The 17,476-nt window shown below is 66.4% G+C and carries 19 protein-coding genes and 1 riboswitch; of the genes, 2 read left to right on the plus strand and 17 right to left on the minus strand.

Annotated features, from left to right (window positions below):
- Positions 1–26: 26 nt before the first annotated feature.
- Positions 27–956, minus strand: coding sequence for a LysR family transcriptional regulator (locus ACZ9C1_RS11980; RefSeq protein WP_277505396.1), 930 nt, complete (start codon positions 954–956; stop codon positions 27–29).
- Between the two features lie 115 nt (positions 957–1,071).
- Between ACZ9C1_RS11980 and ACZ9C1_RS11985 the strand changes: the two genes are divergently transcribed.
- Positions 1,072–1,332 (plus strand): DUF2798 domain-containing protein, encoded by a 261-nt coding sequence (locus ACZ9C1_RS11985; RefSeq protein WP_110701125.1) that lies wholly within the window; start codon positions 1,072–1,074, stop codon positions 1,330–1,332.
- A gap of 38 nt (positions 1,333–1,370) precedes the next feature.
- Here the strand turns inward: ACZ9C1_RS11985 and ACZ9C1_RS11990 are convergent, their stop codons facing one another.
- The 15 genes from ACZ9C1_RS11990 to cobO all read right to left on the minus strand — a co-directional run bounded on the left by ACZ9C1_RS11990 (position 1,371) and on the right by cobO (position 13,842).
- On the minus strand, positions 1,371–1,922 hold the full coding sequence (locus tag ACZ9C1_RS11990) for a glutathione peroxidase (protein WP_476253999.1): 552 nt from the start codon (positions 1,920–1,922) through the stop codon (positions 1,371–1,373).
- A 46-nt stretch (positions 1,923–1,968) separates the two neighbouring features.
- Positions 1,969–2,091, minus strand: coding sequence for a hypothetical protein (locus tag ACZ9C1_RS11995; protein WP_256205968.1), 123 nt, complete (start codon positions 2,089–2,091; stop codon positions 1,969–1,971).
- Positions 2,088–3,290: an MFS transporter gene (locus tag ACZ9C1_RS12000; protein WP_476254000.1), complete on the minus strand. Its 1,203-nt coding sequence runs from the start codon at positions 3,288–3,290 to the stop codon at positions 2,088–2,090. Before ACZ9C1_RS12000 ends, ACZ9C1_RS11995 begins: the two co-directional genes overlap by 4 nt.
- Positions 3,291–3,354: 64 nt before the next feature.
- Positions 3,355–3,759: a MarR family winged helix-turn-helix transcriptional regulator gene (locus ACZ9C1_RS12005; protein WP_102683641.1), complete on the minus strand. Its 405-nt coding sequence runs from the start codon at positions 3,757–3,759 to the stop codon at positions 3,355–3,357.
- Positions 3,760–3,801: 42 nt separating this feature from the next.
- Positions 3,802–4,992, minus strand: coding sequence for a glycoside hydrolase family 5 protein (locus tag ACZ9C1_RS12010; protein ID WP_476254001.1), 1,191 nt, complete (start codon positions 4,990–4,992; stop codon positions 3,802–3,804).
- Between the two features lie 84 nt (positions 4,993–5,076).
- The gene (locus ACZ9C1_RS12015; RefSeq protein WP_102683639.1) at positions 5,077–5,808 is read right to left on the minus strand and encodes an adenosylcobinamide-GDP ribazoletransferase; all 732 of its coding nucleotides are present in this window, start codon (positions 5,806–5,808) and stop codon (positions 5,077–5,079) included.
- A 1-nt stretch (position 5,809) separates the two neighbouring features.
- Positions 5,810–6,379 (minus strand): alpha-ribazole phosphatase family protein, encoded by a 570-nt coding sequence (cobC, locus tag ACZ9C1_RS12020; protein WP_457378682.1) that lies wholly within the window; start codon positions 6,377–6,379, stop codon positions 5,810–5,812.
- Entirely contained in the window at positions 6,376–7,431 is a 1,056-nt protein-coding gene (gene cobT / locus ACZ9C1_RS12025) for a nicotinate-nucleotide--dimethylbenzimidazole phosphoribosyltransferase (RefSeq protein WP_476254002.1), read from the minus strand. Before cobT ends, cobC begins: the two co-directional genes overlap by 4 nt.
- A complete protein-coding gene (gene cobU / locus ACZ9C1_RS12030) occupies positions 7,428–7,949 on the minus strand; it encodes a bifunctional adenosylcobinamide kinase/adenosylcobinamide-phosphate guanylyltransferase (protein WP_102683636.1) in 522 nt (173 codons plus the stop codon). Before cobU ends, cobT begins: the two co-directional genes overlap by 4 nt.
- A 1-nt stretch (position 7,950) precedes the next feature.
- Positions 7,951–9,405 (minus strand): cobyric acid synthase, encoded by a 1,455-nt coding sequence (locus ACZ9C1_RS12035; RefSeq protein ID WP_476254003.1) that lies wholly within the window; start codon positions 9,403–9,405, stop codon positions 7,951–7,953.
- Positions 9,402–10,394, minus strand: coding sequence for a threonine-phosphate decarboxylase CobD (gene cobD / locus ACZ9C1_RS12040; RefSeq protein ID WP_476254004.1), 993 nt, complete (start codon positions 10,392–10,394; stop codon positions 9,402–9,404). Before cobD ends, ACZ9C1_RS12035 begins: the two co-directional genes overlap by 4 nt.
- The gene (gene cbiB, locus ACZ9C1_RS12045; protein WP_476254005.1) at positions 10,387–11,295 is read right to left on the minus strand and encodes an adenosylcobinamide-phosphate synthase CbiB; all 909 of its coding nucleotides are present in this window, start codon (positions 11,293–11,295) and stop codon (positions 10,387–10,389) included. The genes cobD and cbiB overlap by 8 nt, the downstream gene beginning before the upstream one ends.
- On the minus strand, positions 11,292–11,942 hold the full coding sequence (gene bluB, locus ACZ9C1_RS12050; RefSeq protein WP_457378685.1) for a 5,6-dimethylbenzimidazole synthase: 651 nt from the start codon (positions 11,940–11,942) through the stop codon (positions 11,292–11,294). The genes cbiB and bluB overlap by 4 nt, the downstream gene beginning before the upstream one ends.
- Positions 11,939–13,234 (minus strand): cobyrinate a,c-diamide synthase, encoded by a 1,296-nt coding sequence (locus ACZ9C1_RS12055; protein ID WP_102683631.1) that lies wholly within the window; start codon positions 13,232–13,234, stop codon positions 11,939–11,941. Before ACZ9C1_RS12055 ends, bluB begins: the two co-directional genes overlap by 4 nt.
- Complete coding sequence (gene cobO / locus ACZ9C1_RS12060) at positions 13,231–13,842, minus strand: cob(I)yrinic acid a,c-diamide adenosyltransferase (RefSeq protein WP_046854540.1); 612 nt, start codon at positions 13,840–13,842, stop codon at positions 13,231–13,233. Before cobO ends, ACZ9C1_RS12055 begins: the two co-directional genes overlap by 4 nt.
- A 112-nt stretch (positions 13,843–13,954) precedes the next feature.
- Positions 13,955–14,172, minus strand: a riboswitch (cobalamin riboswitch).
- A 149-nt stretch (positions 14,173–14,321) separates the two neighbouring features.
- Between cobO and ACZ9C1_RS12065 the strand changes: the two genes are divergently transcribed.
- Positions 14,322–14,900 carry a hypothetical protein gene (locus tag ACZ9C1_RS12065; protein ID WP_457378686.1) on the plus strand — a complete coding sequence of 193 codons (579 nt, stop codon included), beginning with the start codon at positions 14,322–14,324 and terminating at the stop codon, positions 14,898–14,900.
- 6 nt (positions 14,901–14,906) lie between these two features.
- Here the strand turns inward: ACZ9C1_RS12065 and ACZ9C1_RS12070 are convergent, their stop codons facing one another.
- Positions 14,907–17,462 (minus strand): dermonecrotic toxin domain-containing protein, encoded by a 2,556-nt coding sequence (locus ACZ9C1_RS12070; RefSeq protein ID WP_277505416.1) that lies wholly within the window; start codon positions 17,460–17,462, stop codon positions 14,907–14,909.
- Positions 17,463–17,476 lie beyond the last annotated feature (14 nt).

A 17,476-nucleotide genomic window follows, 5' to 3' on the forward strand; every position in this document is an offset into this window, starting at 1 on the left:
AAGAAACCGCCCTCGTGGCGGTTTTTTCATGCCTGCACGGGCCATTGTTCACCCAGGCACTGTTGCAGGTATTCCATGAATACACGCACCTTGGTCGTCAGCGCAAAGCGGTCGGCCAAGCATAGATAGACATCCATCGGTTCAGTCCGCGCATAAGCGTGGCCACCGCCATTGTTTTCAAACAACGGCACCAGCCGGCCGGCATCCAGGTGCGGACGCACGACGAATTCCGCCAGGCGAGTAATGCCGCCATCGTTCAGGGCCATCTGGGTCAACGCATCGATGTCGTCACTGATCAATACCCTGCCGAATCGGGCCTCGAAACGCAGCCCGTCGCGCATGAAGCCCCAGGGCAGCAAGCGCCCATCCACCGGGTAGCGGAACACCAGGCAACTGTGGTCTTGCAGGTTTTCCGGGGTAGCGGGCCGACCAGCGCTGGCCAGGTAGCCAGGTGACGCGCAGCAGACAAATGGAATACGGGCGATATGCCGGGCCAGCAGGTGGTCTTCCAACTGCGGGGTGATGCGCAGGCTGACATCCACATCTTCGAGGGCGTGATTGACCTTGCGATCAGCCATCACCAACTCTATCGAAAGCAGCGGGTAACGGGCGCTGAATGCCGGGATCAACGGCGCCAGCACATGCCGGCCGAAGGCCGAGGTCGAGGCGATGCACAGCCGCCCTTGGGGCTCGCTGTCCGGGGTGATAACCACCTGCTCGGCCTGGGCAAGGTCGCGCTCGATATGCCGTACACGCTCGTAGTACAAGCTGCCAGGCGGAGTCAGGGCCATGTTGCGGGTAGTACGGGTCAAAAGCCGTACCTGCAGGTGTGTCTCGAGCCGTGCCAGGTTCTGGCTCACGGCCGCTGGAGTAAGTCCCAGGCTGCGGGCTCCACCGGCGATGCTGCCAGCCTCGACGACCTTGATGAAACTGCGGATGGCGTTGAGTAGGTCCATGGGATGCCTGGCTGATTCGTAAGTTTCTCTTTATAAAGAACTCACCAATCAAGGTCTACAGCACCTCGCACAGCCGTTGCTAACCTGCGCATCCACCCATCATCGAGGAAGTACCATGACTGGATTCGCTACCCCGCGCCGCCGACGCAAGCTGCACCGAGGCACAACGCCCTATGTTTTTGCTTTTTACATGTCAGCCATCATGGCACTGCTAATGTGCTTTGTGATTACCGCAGCCAACGGCGGGATCGATGTCGACTACCTGCACAATGTGCTGAAGGCTTATCAACTGGCGATGCCAGTGGCGTTTTTCTGTGTGCTGATGGTTCGGCCTGTAGTCCTCCGGCTGGTGTCACTGACTGTACACCCTGAATAACGCTAGGCCAGACACCCCGCGCCTATTCCTGAACGCCTTCAAGGCTGCGAAGCAATCGCCTTGTCGATCGCCGCCTTGAACGCCGGATCATCCGGTTTGGTCAGGCTGGAGAAGTTACCGATCACCTTGCCCTTGCGATCCACCACATACTTGTAGAAGTTCCACTTCGGCGCACTGCTCTGCCGAGCCAGTTCGACAAACATCGGGATCGCATCCTTGCCACGAACAGCCTGGGTCTTGGTCATGGTGAAGGTCACGCCATAGTTGGCGTAACAGACCTTGGCGGTCTTCTCGCTGTCGGCGTCTTCCTGCTTGAAGTCGTTGGACGGCACGCCGAGCATTTCCAGGCCCTGCTCGCGGTAATCCTTGTAGGTCGCCTCCAGGCCTTCAAACTGCGGGGCGAAGCCGCAATAGCTGGCGGTATTGATCACCACCAGCGGCTTGCCGGCAAAGCGCTGGCACAGGTCGATCTGCTCCTTGCCGCGCAGCTCGGGCAGGCTGCCCTGAAGCAGCGCCGGGCAGTCCGCCGCCCAGCTCGAAGTGGCGGCGGACAGGGCCAGCAGGGGTAGGGTCAGCCAGCGGGCATGCATGATATCGGTCTCCTGCACATGATTCCTTGACTGTGCAGGGTAGCGCTTAACACAGGCTCATGCCCAACTGCATCAGTGCCAGGCCACCCTTGTGCCAGCCCCACCACACCAGCGCCAATACCAGCACTGCGGCAACCAGCAGCAGGCCGCGGCCGAGAAGGCGGTTCATGCCGTCTGGGCCTGCAAGCGGGCGACCGGGCGTTCGCGCACCGGCCAGTTGAGCGCCGCGGCCAGCAGGCTGAGCAGGATCGAGATCTGCCACACCAGGTCATAGTTGCCGGTCTGGTCATACACCACGCCGCCCAACCAGCCGCCAAGGAACGCACCCAGCTGGTGGAACAGGAACACGATGCCGCCGAGCATCGACAGGTTGCGCACGCCGAACAGCGTGGCCACGGTGCCATTGGTCAGCGGTACCGTGGACAGCCACAGCAGGCCCATGGCGATGCCGAACAGGTAGGCGCTGTACTGGGTCACCGGCGCCCAGAGGAAGAGCACGATGACCACGGCGCGCAGCAGGTACAGGCCGGTCAGCAGGCGCGGCTTGGACATGCGCCCACCCAACCAGCCCGCGGTGTAGGTGCCGACGATGTTGAACAGGCCTACCAGCGCCAGCACGGTGGTGCCGGTAGTCGCCGGCAGGTGCTGGTCGACCAGGTAGGCCGGCAGGTGCACGCCGATGAACACCACCTGGAAACCACAGACGAAGAAGCCCAGCGCCAGCAACCAGAAACCGGAATGCGCGCACGCTTCACGCAATGCCTGGCCGAGGGTCTGCTCGGCGCCATGGCTGGGCAGCGGGCGGTCGCGCAGCATGCCTACGAACGGCACGATCAAGGCCACCAACAGGCCCAGTACCAGCAAGGCTGTCGACCAGCCCAGCCACTGGATCAGCCCCAGGGTGCCTGGGAGCATGGCGAACTGGCCGAAGGAGCCGGCGGCGCTGGCGATGCCCATGGCCATGCTGCGCTTCTCCGCCGGCACGGCGCGGCCGACCACGCCGAGGATCACCGAGAACGAAGTACCGGACAGGCCGATGCCGATCAGCAGGCCGGCACTGAGCGACAGCGACCAGGCCGAATCGGCAAAGGCCATCATCGCCAGCCCGACTGCGTAGAGAATGCCGCCGATGACCACCACCTTGGCCGCGCCCAGGCGGTCGGCCAGGGCACCCGTGAACGGCTGGGCCAGGCCCCAGATCAGGTTCTGCAGGGCAATGGCGAAGGCAAATACCTCACGGCCCCAGCCGAAATCGGCGCTCATCGGCGCCAGAAACAGGCCGAAACCATGCCGCACCCCCAGCGACAGCGCGAGGATCAGCGCCGCCCCCAGAAGTACCCAACCGCTGCTCCGCCAAAGGGAAGTCATTGTCGTTGTCTCCAGCCCATCGCAAGGTTTATGCGGGTATATACCCGCTTTTAATCGTCGTGTATCAGGCGAGTTGCTCCAGCAAGCGCACCAACTCGTCGCGCTGCCCCTCACCCAGCCGCTTCACCAGTTGCGCCTGGGCCTGCTGCCAGGCCGGGTAGGCGGCATCCAGGCATGCCCTGCCCGCCTCACTCAACAGCACCACACGGTTGCGCTGGTCTTCTCCGTCGGCCAGCCGCACCAAGCCCTCGGCCTCGAGCACCTTGAGGTTGCGACCCAAGGTGCTGCGCTCCAGGCCCATGGCCTCGGCCAGACAGGTGATACTGGGGCGGTCGAGGCGCTGGACATGACGCAGCAGGGAAAACTGGGCGACATTGATGCCGAAGCCGACAAGGGCCTCGTCGTAATGCCGGCTCACCCCACGGGCGGCACGACGTAGATGGGTACAGATGCATTCACTGGTCAGCATGGATACGTGTATATACCCGCATCAACGACGTTGCAAGACATTTCAAGGGGTGATTCCGGGCTGCAGCCGCCGACGGATCGGCTCGAACTCCGCCGCGGCCTTGCGCACCAGTGGATCAGGCGCTCCCGTGTCAATCGCCTGCCAGTACCGCCACGGCACCTTGGCCGAACCCAGTTCGTAGTCCATGCCGTCCCAGCTGTCTTCGCGAAAGCTATAGAACGCCCAATGCAACTGCTGGCGGTCAAGCACCGTGAGGACGTCCTCCAGGTACTGCCGACAACCGGGCAGGCGGCGCATGCAACCGAACTCGCCAACCACCAGGCGCGAACGCGGCAGCTTGATGGCATCGGCCCAATCGACCGGTTGTTGCAGGTAGCGCGCGACTTGCCCGGCGTCCCACTGCTGCGTCTTCCCGGCGAACGGTACCGGCCCCGGGTAGGCGTATGGCTCGCGCCGCGCCAGGTTCGGCGCACTGGTGGCGGCATAGGGCTCGTACATATGCACGCTGTACAGCACGCGCTCGCCCTCCAGCGCCGCGGGCCAGTAGCCGAAGGCGTCGGCAGCAGCGTACCAGCCGGCATCGACCATCACCGGCGTCTTGCCGTCGACCTCGCGGATCGCCGTCAACAGTTGCCGATAGAGCGCAGGCAGGTCACGCGTCCCGCCCTGCTCGCTGGCGTACCATCGCTTCATCCGGGCAAGATCGGCATGCTCGGCCAGACCACCCTGCTTCTCAGGCGCAGGCTCGTTGACGAGGTTGTAGGCGGCGATGGCCGGGTGATCCTTGAGCGCCAGGGCAACATCACGCCAGAAACGCGCGGACTGGGTCCAGAAACGCTTGTCGTGCCACAGCCGGTCGTCGAAACGGCCCTGGTTGTTCTGCGCCCAGCGCATGCCAGGCAGCGACAGTGGCGTAATGACCACCTTGAGCCCAGCGGCGTGGGCGCGGTCTAGCACTTCGACCAGCTGCCGCAGATCGCAGGCAGCCAAGCCTTGGTAATCGTCGGCATTGCCCAACAGGAAATCGCGCTTGGCCGGCTGCCATTTGTCGTACGACAGGCGTACCCAGCTGGCACCGTAGCTTTTCAAGGCATCGAAGTAGGCCTGGTCCGGGGGCAGGCGATTGAAGCTGTTGCCGCCATGGCGAGGTGTATCCCAGAAGTCGATCAGGTCGGCGGCGTTGGCGGGCATGCCGGCAAGCACAAGCAGGCCGGCGAGGATCCAGTGGTGCATGCGAGGCATTCCTGGTGGTTGGCGAGCGAACGAGGATAGAACAAGTGCTTGGTATGGTTTTCCGTTTTCCCCGCAGGACGCGACCTACTGCAACGCCAGGCCAAGCACCACCACCAGTTCCAGCAACTCGAGCAGTGCCCCGGCGGTGTCCCCGGTGGTCCCTCCCAAGCGCTTGCACATCACCCGTCGCAACCAGGCGAACGCCACTGCCGTCAGCAGCAACACCCATAGCACCGACCAGCCGCCCAAGGTGACGCAGAGTGCCGCGCTGCCCAGCAACACCCACGCGGCGCCGCGCCGCGGCAGATGCTCGGCCAGTGCCGACCCGAGCCCACCGGGCCGCACATAAGGCGTACCGAGGAACAACCCAAGCAGCGCCGCCCGCCCCACCACCGGCGCCAGCACCAGCAGGCCACCAGCCCCCCGCTCGACCAGTACCCACAGGGCACAGAATTTGAGCAACAACACCAGTACCAGGGTGACCACGGCGATCGGCCCGCTGCGCGGGTCCTTCATGATCTGCAAGGTGCGCTCGCGATCGCCGAACCCACCCAGCCAGGCATCGGCGCTGTCGGCCAGGCCATCCAGGTGCAGCGCGCCACTGAGCAACACCCACAGCGCCAGCAGCAAGGCCGCGTGCAGAGGGGCCGCCACGCCATGCAGCAGCTGGCTGGCCAGCCACAGCAACACACCGAACAGCAGCCCCACCACGGGATAGAACAGCAGCGAACGCCCCATTTCCTGTGGCGCCGGCATGCCCGGCAGGCGCACCGGCAGGCTGCTGAGAAACTGCAGGGCAATCCAGAACGGCAGCATCTCAGCGCACCTCGCGCAACTGACCGTCTTCAGCCACGGCCAGGCGCACCAGCGCGCCATGGCCGACCTCGACCTGCAACAGTTGCTCACGTGGCAGCCCGCGTGCACGCGCCAGCAGCAAGCGCATCACCCCGCCATGGGTCACTACCAACACCCGTTTGCCGGCATGCTCGCGGCGCAGGCGCTCGACCGCAGCCAGCACCCGTTCGGCAAAGACCAGCACCGGCTCGCCCGCAGGCGGGGTGAACGCATACGGATCACGCCAGAACAGCCCCAGGGCATCAGCATCGGCCTGCATGATCTGGGCGGCGCTCTGCCCTTCCCAGTCGCCGAAATGCAGCTCACGCACACCGGTCTCACGCTGCACCGGCAAGTTGACCCGTGCCCCCAGCTCTTCGGCAAACGACGCGCAACGCTGCAACGGTGAGCTGACCAGCACGTCCCAGGGGCCGGCATCGGCGACAGCATGACGCATCTGTGCCCAACCACTTTCGGTCAGGGCATCGTCGAGGCTGCCGCGCAGGCCGCCGCCGAGCTCGGTCTCGCCATGACGCAGCAGCTCGAGAATCATACCGGGCGATCCGCCACCGCGGCCTCGGCAAAGGTCGCCATCTGCCCGTGCAGGGCGCAAGCCAGGCGAATCAGCGGCACCGCCAGCGCCGCGCCGCTGCCCTCGCCCAGGCGCAGGCCCAGGGCCAGCAGCGGCTCGGCCTCCAGCGCAGCCAGCAGGGCCTTGTGGCCTGGCTCGGCGCCCTGGTGGGCAAACAGCAGCCACGGGCGGCATTGCGGGTTGAGGCGCACCGCCACCAAGGCGGCGACACTGCAGATGAAGCCGTCGACCAGCACCGCCACGCCATGCTGGGCGCAGGCCATGTAGGCACCTGCCAGCGCGGCGATTTCAAAGCCGCCGACACAGGCCAATGCCTGCAGCGGCTGGTCAGCACGCAGGCCGTGCAGCACCAGGGCGCGCTCGATCACCTCGGCCTTGTGGCGCACACCGGCGCTGTCCAGGCCGGTGCCCGGGCCGCTCAGCTCACGCGCCGGGCAGCCCAGCAAGGTACTGGCCAGGGCGGCCGCGGCAGTGGTGTTGCCAATGCCCATTTCACCGCCGATGAACAGCTGGGCGCCGTTGTCGAGCGCGCGCAAGGCACTGTCGCGGCCGGCCTGCAACGCCGCCGCCAGTTGCGCGTCGGTCATCGCCGGCTGGCGGGCGAAGTTGGCGGTACCGGCGCCCAGGCGCAGGTGGTGCACGCCTGGCAGGTGCAGGTCCGCGTCGATAGTGCCGAGGTCGACCACCTGCAGCTCGGCGTCCAGCTCGCGCGCCAGTACGCTGATCGCCGCGCCACCGCCGACGAAGTTGCGCAGCATTTGCCCGGTCACCGCCTGCGGATAGGCAGAGATGCCCTCCTCCACCACGCCATGGTCGCCGGCGAAGATCGTGATGGCGACCCGCTCCAGGCTGGGACGCTCGCGCCCTTGCAGGCCGGCCAGGCGTACTGCCAGGCCTTCGAGCTGGCCAAGGGAGCCAGCCGGTTTGGTCAGCTGTTGCTGACGGGCGCGGGCCTGGTCCATGGCGGCGCTGTCGAGGGGTTGGCAGGCGTCACACCACCACATCGGGGTCATAAGGCTGGTCCTTTGAGCATGAGAGGGAGGCCGGCGACAGTCAGCACCACGCGCTGGCAGCGTTCAGCCACGGCCTGGTGCAACGTGCCTGCCAGGTCGACATAACGGCGGGTCAGTTCGCCCATGGGCACCACGCCCAGGCCGGTTTCGTTGCTGACCAGGATGATCGTGCCCGGCAGTTGCGCCAGGCTGGCGAGCAGCGCGTCGCGCTCCTGCGCCAGGCGCTGGTCATCCTCGAGCATCAGCAGGTTGGTCAGCCACAGCGTCAGGCAGTCCACCAGCAGGCAGCGCCCTTGGGCGGCTTCGGCGTGCAGCACGGCGGCCAGCGCCACGGGCTCCTCCACCAGCCCCCAATGGGGCGGACGCCGTTCGCGGTGCAAGCGCACGCGCTCATTCATCTCGCCGTCCAGCGGCTGGCTGGTGGCGATATAGGTCACCGGCAGGCCGCTGGCTTCGGCCAGTTGCTCGGCCAGGCGGCTCTTGCCCGAACGGGCGCCGCCGAGGATCAGGCTGTGCATTTCAGGCGACTCCACACAGTTCGCGCAGGCGCGCGGTGTCCAGGTGCTGCTCGACCAGATCGGCCAGGCGCTCGATATCGCGCTCGCGCAGGGTCTCGTAGTCGATGGTCTGCGCATCGGCCAGCCCGGCCCAGCGCAGCAGCGCGGCGCACGACTGGCTACCTTCGAAGAGGCCATGCAGGTAGGTGGCGAGGATCTGCCCGTCGGCGCTGATGGCGCCATCGGCACGGCCATCGGCCAGTTGCACTGCGGGGCGCTCCAGCGCCAACCCGCTGGTGACGCCGGCATGGATCTCATACCCCGCCACCGGGGCCTGCTCGAGATCGAGCGTGCCCGCCACATTACGCAACTGCTTCTCGGATTCCAGCACGGTGCTGTACGCCAGCAGGCCCAGGCCATCACTGGAGCCGGCCGGCCCCTCAAGGCCCAGGGGATCATGCACCTGCTCGCCGAGCATCTGCAGGCCACCGCAGATGCCGATGAGCTTGCCGCCATAACGCAGGTGCCGAGCGATGGCCGTGTCCCAGCCGCGCTCGCGCAGTTGCGCCAGGTCGCCGCGCACGCTCTTGGAGCCGGGCAGGATGATCAGGTCGGCAGGCGGAATCGGCTGGCCCGGGCCGATGAACTGCAGGTCCACCTGAGGGTGCAGGCGCAGCGGGTCGAAGTCGGTGTGGTTGCTGATGCGCGGCAACACCGGGACGATCACCTTCAGCAGGCGCTCACCCTTTTCGCCCTGGCGTGTATCGATACCATCCTCGGCCTCCAGGTGCAGGTCGGTGACGTAGGGCAGCACGCCCAGCACCGGCTTGCCGGTGCGCTGCTCCAGCCAGTCCAGGCCAGGTTGCAACAAGGCGATGTCACCACGGAAACGGTTGATGACGAAGCCCTTGACCCGCGCCTGCTCGCTCGCCGACAGCAACTCCAGGGTGCCGACCAGATGGGCGAACACGCCGCCCCGGTTGATATCGGCCACCAGGACCACCGGGCAGTCGACCGCCTCGGCGAAGCCCATGTTGGCGATATCGCCGGCCCGCAGGTTGATCTCCGCCGGGGAACCAGCACCTTCGACCATCACCACCGGATAGGCTTCGCTCAGGCGCTCGTGGGAGGCCAACACCGCCTGCATGGCGATGGTCTTGTAGTCGTGATAGGCCACGGCGTTCATGCTGGTCACCGCCCGGCCATGGACGATCACCTGGGCGCCAGTGTCGCTGTTGGGCTTGAGCAGCACCGGGTTCATGTCGGTGTGCGGCGCCAGCCGGCAGGCCTGGGCCTGCACCGCCTGGGCGCGACCGATCTCGCCGCCGTCGGCGGTCACGGCGCTGTTGAGCGCCATGTTCTGTGGCTTGAACGGCACCACGGCGACGCCCTGGCGCAGCAGCCAGCGGCACAGGGCGGTGACCAGCGTGCTCTTGCCGGCATCGGAGGTGGTGCCTTGCACCATGAGGGTGGTCATGCCGATTCCTTGTGGTAGTCCGCCAGGGCCTGGGCCAGGCGTTGTTCGTCAGCCGCCGTGGCGGGCAGGCCGAAGCGCAGCGCGCACGGTCGCTCGAACAGCCGCACCAGGATGCCCCGGCGGGCAAGGTAGTCGTGCAGGTGCGTGGCGCGTTCGTCACGCACGTACTGGAACAGGTCGCAACCGCCGCTGGGTGGCAAGCCTGCGCCTTCGAGCAACCTGGCCAGGCGCTGGCTGGCCAGGGCGCACCGGGCAATCTGCGCCAGGTGCGTCGCCTCGTCGGCGAAGCACGCCTGCCCCAGTACGCGGGTCGGGCCACTGACGGTCCAGGGCCCGAGCGCCTCGGCCAGTTGCCGCAACACATCCGCCTCGGCGACGACGAAGCCCAGCCGCACGCCGGCCAAGCCGAAGAACTTGCCGAACGAGCGCAGCACGATCAGCCCAGGTTGTCCGGCCTGATCGACCACGCTGTGTGCCGGCGTGTTGTCCATGAAGGCTTCGTCCACCAACAACCAGCCACCCCGCGCAGCCAGACGCGCATGCCAGGCCAGCAGGCGTTCGCGGGGCACACGGCGACCGGTGGGGTTGTTGGGGTTGATCAGTACCAGGACATCCAGGCTGTCGAGTGCGTCCTCGACCTGGGCCTCATCCAGCTCGACCAGCGCATGCCCCGCCCGCTCCCAGGCATGCGGATGTTCGGCATAGCATGGCGTCAGCACCCCGACCCGAGCGGTCGAACGCAGGTACGGCAAAGCCTGGATCGCCGCCTGGGAGCCAGCTACCGCCAGCAGCGGCTGCGCGCCATAGTAACGCCGCGCCGCCGCTTCCAGGCCGTCCTCGGTCTCGGGCAGTCGAGCCCAGGCGTCCACGGGAATCGGCGGTATCGGGTAGGGCCAGGGTGCGATACCACTGGACAGGTCGAGCCACTGGTGCCGAGGGATCGCGTACTGTTTCACCGCCCGTAGCAGGCGGCCACCGTGCTCAAGCATTCAGGTAGGCTCCCACGCAGATCAATAGCACCCAAAGCCAGACGCCGCGCTGTACCAGGTTCCAGCCACGCTCGATGGCATCAGCGTCGGCCATCGGCCCCTCGCCCAGGCGCGGGCGTTCGTGCAGCTCGCCGTGATACACCGCCGGGCCGCCCAGCTCCACCCCCAGGGCTCCGGCCCCCGCCGCCATCACCGGGCCGGCGTTGGGGCTGTCCCACAGCGGCGCCTGCTTGCGCCAGCAGGCCAGGGCCAACCGGGTTTTGCCCAGCAGCGCATAGGTCAGCGCCACCAGCCTGGCGGGAATATAATTCAGCCCATCGTCGATGCGCGCCGCGCACCAGCCGAAGCGCTCGAAACGGTCGTTGCGATAGCCCCACATGGCATCCAGGGTATTGCTCAGGCGATACAGCACCACCCCAGGCGCCCCGGCCACGACGAACCAGAACAGCGCGGCGAATACCGCATCGCTGCCGTTCTCCAGCACCGACTCGGTGGCCGCCCGGGCCACGGCAGGTTCGTCCAGTTCACGGGTCTCGCGGCTGACCAGGTAACCGACGCGCCGCCGCGCCTCCTCCAGGTCGCCCTGGCGCAACGCCTGGGCCACCGGCAGCACATGCTCGCCGAGGCTGCGCAGGCCCAGGGCGCAGTACAGCGCCAGCACGTCCACCAGCCAGCCGATAGCGGGCAGCCAGGAAAGGATCAGCGCCAGCAAGGTCAGCGGCACCACCGCCAGGAACCAGGCCGTGACACCGTGGCTGCGCCAGCCCCGGCCACCGGCGTTGAAGCGCTGCTCCAGGCGCGCGGCAAGGTTGCCGAAGCCCACCAGCGGATGGCGCCGCCGCGGCTCACCCAGCAGTGCATCCAAGGCCACGCCGGCCACGGTCAGCAAGGCCACGCTCATGGGCATTCTCCCCAATGGTTCTCGTACAGCATGTCACTCAACGGCCGTTGCTCGGCCCAGTCTTCGAGCACCAGCATCGGCGCCGGGTAGAATTCGGTCACCGGCCCCAGGCACAGCACCGCCATGGGCTTTGCGCCTGCGGGCATACCGAGCAGCTCGGCCAGGGCCCGGGGTTCGAACAGCGACACCCAGCCCATGCCCAGCCCTTCGGCCCGCGCCGCCAGCCACAGGTTCTGGATGGCGCAGGCCAGCGAAGCCAGGTCCATCTCCGGCAGGGTGCGGCGGCCGAAGACATGCGCCTCGCGCTTGTCCATCAGCGCTGCCACCAGCACCTCGGCGCAGTCGTTGATGCCTTCGACCTTGAGCTTCATGAACTCATCGGAGCGTTCGCCCAGGGCTTCGGCGGTGCGCACCCGCTCCTCCTCCACCAAAGCCTGGATACGTTCGCGCAACTCACGCTGGCTGATACGAATGAAGCGCCAGGGCTGCATCAGGCCCACGCTGGGGGCCTGGTGAGCGGCGGCCAGCAGACGCCCCAGCAACTCGGGCGCCACCTCGCCGCCGGCAAAATGGCGCATGTCGCGGCGCTCGCCGATGGCCCGGTAGATCGCCGCGCGCTCAACGGCGCTGTACGCGTGTTCGCTCATGGTCGCAACAGCGCCGCCGCCGCATCGGGGTTGGACGGAAAATAGAAATGCACGTAGGAAGCGGTCAGCCGCCCCAGGCGGTAGACCGCCTCGTTGCCGCGTCCGCCATTGGGGCTCAGGCCACGGGCAATCGGTTCCAGCTCGGTGCTGGTCAGCGAATGGTGATAGGTGTGGCCGCGCAGGGTGCCTTCGGGCAACTCGACGGCCTGCAGGGCCAGGGCCGCCAGGCGCTTCTGCATGGTTGCCTCGCCCGGCAGCAGGCCTGCCAGCGATGCACGCACACCGGCCACATCGGTCAGGGCATCAAGCAGGTAGAGCATGCCGCCACATTCGGCCAGCAGCGGCTTGCCCTCGGCGTGGTGGCCACGGATCGCCCCCAGCATGGGAGCGTTGGCGGCCAGGGCCTGATGGTGCAGCTCCGGGTAGCCGCCTGGCAGGTACAGGCTGTCTACGTCAGGCAACTCCCGATCATGCAAAGGCGAGAAGAATTCGAGCTGCGCGCCGAGGCTGCGCAGCAGGTCCAGGTTAGCGCCATAGGTGAAGGCGAAGGCTTCGTCGTGGGCCACCCCGATGCGCACCCCGGCAAGCGGCGTGGTTACGCCCAGCGGCTCAGGCCGGGCAAAACCGACCGGTGGTGGCAATGCGGCATCGCAGCTGGCACCGAGCGCTTCGGCGGCGGCATCCAGGCGCGCGTCCAGGTCGTTGAGTTCACTGGCCTGGACCAGGCCGAGGTGGCGGCTGGGCAGCTCGATGCCACGCTCGCGGGACAAGCCGCCGTACCAGCGCAGGCCTTCGGTGAGACTGCCTTCGAGCAACTGCGCATGGCGCAGGCTGCCAACCCGGTTGGCCAGCACTCCGGCGAACGGCAGGTCGGGCTGGTAGCGCGCCAGGCCCAGTGCCAGGGCGCCGAAGGTCTGGGCCATGGCCGTGCCATCGATCACCGCCAGCACCGGCACGCCGAAATGGCGGGCCAGGTCGGCGCTCGACGGCGTGCCGTCGAACAGCCCCATCACGCCTTCGATCAGGATCAGGTCGGCCTCGCCCGCTGCTTCCCACAGCAGGCGACGACTCTCCTCGGCACCGATCATCCACAAGTCCAGCTGGTAGACCGGCGCACCGCTGGCGCGCTCGAGGATCATCGGGTCGAGAAAGTCAGGCCCGCACTTGAACACCCGCACCTTGCGCCCGAGGTTGCGGTGCAGGCGGGCCAGGGCGGCGGTGACCGTGGTCTTGCCCTGGCCCGAGGCCGGGGCAGCGATCAGCACGGCAGGGCATTGGCGCGAGTCACTCACAGCTCGACGCCCTTCTGTGCGCGGATACCGGCCTGGAAGGCGTGCTTGAGCATGCCCATCTCGGTGACGGTGTCGGCCAGTTCGATCATTTCGGGCTTGGCCGCGCGGCCGGTGACGATCACATGCTGCATCGGTGGGCGGGCCTGGATGTCCGATAGCACCTGGTCGAGGTCGAGGTAGCCATGCTTGAGGGCGATGTTCAGCTCATCGAGCACCACGAACTGGATCGACGGATCCTGCAGCAACTGGCGCGATACCGCCCAGGCCGCTTCGGCAGCGGCGATGTCGCGCTGGCGGTCCTGGGTCTCCCAGGTGAAGCCCTCGCCCATCACGTGATAGCGCACCTGCTCGGGGAAGCGGCGGAAGAACAGCTCCTCACCGGTGCTGTTGCGGCCCTTGATGAACTGCACCACGCCGCACTGCATGCCATGGCCCAGGGCCCGGGCGAGCATGCCGAAAGCCGAGCTGCTCTTGCCCTTGCCATTGCCGGTCAGTACCAGCAGCAGGCCGCATTCGTTGGGGGAATTGGCGATGCGCTCGTCGATGATCGCCTTCTTGCGCAGCATGCGCGCCAGGTGACGTTCGTCGCGTTCGGTGGATTCGCTCATCAGGGGTCTCCGCAGGCTGTCGCCGGTTGGCGACAGGGAAAAGGCGGGCAGACGGAGAACGCGCAGGGGCCGTGGCCCCAGGCCACATCGCACCGCACATCACCCTCCGTGATGCCGTTGGCAGTGACAGGCCGGTCTCCGGGCTCGTGAGCGGGCCATGCCCGGACGACGCGCCTTCCCGGATACCTGTACCCAGTGGCCATGCGCCGCCTTCTACTCACCTACCGTTGCGGGGGCAGCGCCGGATTCGCGCCTGCTGGCGCCCACCGGCTTCCCAGTTTCACCCTGCCGAACCTCGGTTCGCCGGGCACCTGAAACACGCCGCGAAGGTTAGAGGGTTGCACCGGGAGCGTCAATCGAACGAGGACCGATCTGGCCTAGATCAATGGCCGATCCGCCAGCTTGTGCCACACTGAAAGCAGTGATATCACATAGCCACCATTTCGGCTGACCTCGATCACAAATACAAGGAGCGCAGCATGCAAGGCCTGATCATCAATAACCCGCGCCTGGAATTCCTACGCTCGGCCCTGGAACGCTGGGTCGACTGCATCGACCGCTTCAACCAGTTCCAGGGCGACAACGAAGCCCCTTACTGGCACGGTGCAGCCGCCAATGCCGGGCTGCTCGCAGCCGCCGCCTGGCAGGCCGAGCTGGTGGCGCTGCAGCAGTACACGAGCAAGAAGCAGCGCGACGAAGGCGAACGCGAAGCCCGTGGCGACCTGGCCATCAGCAGCGCCGAGGAATCGATCCACCTGCACACCAGCCAGCGCTGGCCACGCATTGCCCGTCTCGACCTGGCGTCGGCGCTGCAGGAAAGCGCCATCCAGGCCAAGGCGATCGCCTACGCCAGCCAGCTCAAGGCCGGGGCGTTGTTCGTCACCCCGTGGAAGGCCGGCCAGCACGCCAGCCCCGAGGAGCTGCAGGACCTGGTCGATGACCTGCAGAAGCACACCGCCTGTGCGATCGCCTGGTACTTCCCTTATGCCTATCGCAAGCTGCACAACGAGCTGGGCCAGTACTTCCCGGGGGTGGCCTTGCTGCTCAAGCAGGCCTGAGGCCGATCAGTCCTCGAAGAAACGGCTGGCCAACTGCTGGTTGCCGAGGCGCATGGCATAGGCCGTCAGGTCGAACACCTCGCCGGTGCGCAGATCATGCAATGGCCCGCTGGCAGGCCGGGCAATCTCCCTGAGGGTGACATGGACAAAGTGGTAGTCGGCGCCCTCCACTTCACACAACGCCTCGATACGAAAGCAGCTTCCCGGCAAGAACAACGTTTCCGCTTCGTCCGGCAGGCTGGAAAACGACGAGATCTGTACGCCTCGCTGATAGTGGCCAGTTGGCAATTCGAACACTACCGAAGTGTCGTCGAACAGCCCGGCGCGCCCGCCCGGAGCAGGCTGCTCGGTATCGGCGGCAAAACGACGGACGATATAAGGGTTTTCAGTGAACGAGGCCAGATCCGTATTGACCAGCACATCGCCGACCTTCAACTGGCCGCTCCGAAAGTGCTGACCGCTGGTGCCGCGCCCGCCGTGCCCGCCCCGATACAGCGGAACAACATTGTCCCTGGGTAACTCGACCATCGAATCGGCGAGCTTGTTGATGTAGTCGACCTCGTCGCCGTGATCGAATTCCCGCCTGCCCTCGCGCAGATAGTCATTGATACGTGAATCTTCCTCGGTATAGGTGTAGATGAGGTCGTTGCGGTAGTGACCGCCTTCCCGATAGGTGTATTCCGGCTCGCCATTGACAAAAATGTGGCAGAAGCCGTCGTCATCCTGGCTGCTGCCTTCGTCCTCGCCCAACTGCGGAATATCCTGTTCGGCAAGCACGGCGCGATGGCGCGCCAGGGCAGCATTGGACATATCCACGCTGCGCTGGCCATCGGTGCGCATGTACTCGTCCCAGAACGGCGAACCCTGCCGTTCCAGACCGGCTGCCAGCGGCGGATTGCCGCCCACCAGCCGTGGCCGCTGCAGCAGCTCCCACTGGCCACCCGCCGACAGGCGCACCGGCCGCAGCGGTACATAGGCAAACGGGTTGTCTGGCGGCACGATCAGCCAATGACCGAGGTCCGTGCTGTAGCGCACCCGGTACGGCATGCCTTGCAACTCGATCCAGGTCTGCCCATCGCCGCCCAGGGTGATCCCGCGCAGCAAACCAGGCCCCTGCAGCGGATCGATCAGCACCTGGTTGGCGACACGGGCCTCGAGCACGCCCGCCCCCTGACTGCCGGCACGGGTCCAGGAGCTGAGCGAAACCCCGGTTTCATGGAAAGGCGCCACGTACGACAGCGATGCAAAGCTGCTGCCGAAGCCGACCTCGACCATGCCCAGTGCCGAGAACAGGCTGTCGAGTATCGCAGCCCGCAGCGCAGCTTTGCGGCTTTTGGCGTCCGAGGCATGCACGGCCGCATCCACGTCCAGCGCGGTCCGGCCCAGCGACGCGCCCAGCAACACCAAGGTAGCGGGCCATCCCAACGGCGCGAAGCCGCCAAACACCTGCAGGAAAGCGCCGAGGTAACCGCGCCACATGGCTTTGCGCAACTCGCTATTGCTGATCATGCGTTCAGCACTGCGCTGCATGTCCTCCCGGGCCCTTTCGCTCAGCCAAGTAAAGAAGTCGCCCGGCAGCGGCCTTGCCGATGCGTCGAGCAAAGCCAAGGCCTCGTTGGCATCGGTCGCCGCCGCCAGCGCAGCCAATGCTTCGCCAACCGCTGCCGCTTGCGCCTGGTCATGCGGATCGGCAGCGAGGGCGCGCTGGTACGCCGCGCGCTGACGCCCCTCCTGCAACTCCCCGCGCAACCACCCAGCCAACGCCACCGGCGAATCGAACCCTCGCAGAGCCTGCTCCATCCAGGGCAAGTACAGCAGCACATGGCCATTGGGCAGATGCAGGCAGCACAGCGCCGCCCGTTCGCTCGCACCCAGGGCATAGTGCAGCGCCGGGAGGGTCGTAGCGGTTTGACGACGCAGCGCTTGCACGGTGCTCTGCACATCCGCGTTCAGCCACTGCGGTGCCACGCTCTGGCGCAGGCTTGCAGCATCCGCGGCGTCGACACGACCGGCCTTGCCTGCCAGCTCCAGCTGCGCCAGCAGGTTGACCTTGGCCAAAACGCGAAAATTATCGGCATGTCGCGTCCAGAACAGGGTGACTTGTTCGCGGTGTCGCGCCCCCAGGTCCAGCGCCCACAGGTCTGCCTGAACATCCTTGCCGAGCATCGGCACTTCGTTGCGCTCGTCGTACGCACCGCCATGCGGGCCCTGGTGATAGAAGCCGCCGTAGACATCTAGTTCATCGCCAGCATCCTGGAATGGCAGGTCAAAGCGTTGAATCAGCAACTGCACCAGGCTGATGGATTTGCCGGGCGGGCCGTTGTGCGCCCAGCCGCTGAAGCTACGGCTGTTGCTATGGGACTGGTTGAACTGATGCCACCACACCCGCTCGGGATCCAGCGGTTTACCGGTGTGCTTGCGCAGCAGCGCACGGGCATGACGACGCGCCAGCAGGTAGGGTTCGGGGTAGTCACGCAGAACGTCGTCGGCCAACCGGGCGAGGGCATGCCCGAGGCCAAGAACCTGCAGATTATGTTGCGTGATTTGCGCTAGGGTACTCATGTTCGATTCCTGGT

It is taken from the genome of Pseudomonas sp. TE21435, assembly GCF_056279265.1.